At 50.4% G+C, this 1,274-nt stretch carries 1 protein-coding gene and 1 pseudogene; both read left to right on the forward strand.

Annotated elements, in window-relative coordinates; genetic code table 11:
• Positions 1 to 1,080, forward strand: a 1,080-nt coding sequence (locus R7M72_RS24955) for a methyl-accepting chemotaxis protein (RefSeq protein WP_318056444.1), incomplete at its 5' end; no start/stop codon positions are given.
• 118 nt (positions 1,081 to 1,198) lie between these two features.
• A pseudogene (locus tag R7M72_RS24960) lies at positions 1,199 to 1,274 on the forward strand (peptidyl-prolyl cis-trans isomerase); the annotation flags it as partial.

Raw genomic sequence — 1,274 nt, forward strand, 5'->3', positions numbered from 1 at the left:
CTCAACACAACTCTAGTGGCCATCGCGCTGTTCTGTGTTTCTATCGCTGCCGTAGTTGCTATCTTCGCCGTGTTTGTGAATCGTAGCATCATGCGACCAATCGAACAGTTTGATGCTTCGATCCAATCCTTCGCGCAAGGCGATGCCGACCTTACAGCACGCATGCACGAATCCAACGTACCTGAGTTCAAACAGTTAGCGCACAACTTCAATATCTTTGTTGAAAGCCTGCAGGGCATCATTAAGAGCGTGACTCAAGTTGGTGAAGAAGTCGTCGCAGAAACCAACAACATGTCGCAACGCGCCTCTCAAGTCGACGAACTCGCTGGCGGTCAACGTGAAGAAACCGAGCAAGTTGCCGCAGCGATGACGGAAATGACAGCCACCGCGCATGAGATTTCGAACAACGCTAACCAAGCAGCAGAATCAGCACGACACGCCGATGAAAACGCGCAACAAGCGAAACACATCGTCGATTCCGCTGCGAATTCTGTCGAAGAGCTGGCAAGCGAAGTTTCAGAGGCGAGCACTGTGATAGCCCGTTTAGAGAGCGACGTTCAAAACATCTCATCATCTTTAGAAGTGATTCAAGATATTGCCGAGCAAACTAATTTGCTTGCGCTAAATGCCGCGATTGAAGCTGCGCGAGCTGGCGATCAAGGACGTGGATTCGCGGTAGTAGCAGATGAAGTCCGCAAGCTGGCAAGCCGCACTCAAGACAGTACGGGCGATATCCATAAAATGATTGAGCAACTAAAATCTGGCTCAGATGCCGCTGTACGTGCGATGGAATCAAGCCAAGCGCGCGGTGAAGCAACGGTAGAAGAGGCGCGCGCTGCCTCGGTTGCGTTGCAAGACATTCAAGCAGCGATTGCCAACATTATGGACATGAACACGCTGATCGCCACTGCAACCGAAGAACAGAGCCAAGTGGGACAAGAAATCTCTCAACGTGTTGAGGTCATTTCGCAGCAAAGTAGTCAATCGGCAAGCCTTGCCAACCAAAACCGCTCGGGAAGCCAAAACCTCAATCACAAAGCCAACGAGCTCTACGACTTGGTTGGTCGTTTCACGGTTTAATCCAACAGAACATCCGACAAATAAAAACAGCGACGCCATGACGTCGCTGTTTTTGTTACGGCCTAGAAACGACTTCGCTATAATGCCGCCAACTTAGCACCCACAAGGGCAAATCGACATGATTATTATGACCACCAATTTCGGCGACAACGAAATTGAACTGACCTTGGAACGAGCGCCAGTGCGCTCAAAAA

This window comes from Vibrio sp. YT-18, assembly GCF_033337345.1.
Classification (GTDB): Bacteria; Pseudomonadota; Gammaproteobacteria; order Enterobacterales; family Vibrionaceae; genus Vibrio; species Vibrio alginolyticus.